Origin of the sequence: Massilia genomosp. 1 (assembly GCF_011682185.1) — a bacterium.
In the GTDB taxonomy this organism is placed as follows: Bacteria; Pseudomonadota; Gammaproteobacteria; order Burkholderiales; family Burkholderiaceae_D; genus Telluria_A; species Telluria_A rubra.
Window position 1 is genome coordinate 1 of sequence record NZ_WHJF01000726.1, and the last position, 202, is coordinate 202.

General features: G+C 56.4%; 1 protein-coding gene. It reads left to right on the plus strand.

Translation table 11 applies throughout. From position 1 onward, the window contains the following. The coding region (locus F1735_RS35445) for a transposase (protein WP_167241703.1) at nucleotides 1-202 on the plus strand (202 nt) is incomplete at both ends.

Below are 202 nucleotides of genomic sequence, written 5' to 3' on the forward strand. Positions count from 1 at the left end.
GTTACAAGACCAGCTGGAACGGGTACAAGCTGCATATTGACACTGCCGATTGTGGCGTTCCCATCGCCGCCTTGTTGTGTTCCGCGTCGATGCATGACAGCCGCGCCGCCGTGCCGCTGTCGCACATTACGAAGCAACGGGTCACCAATTTGTACGATGTGATGGATGCTGCCTACTGCAGCAAAGAGTTGCACGACCACTG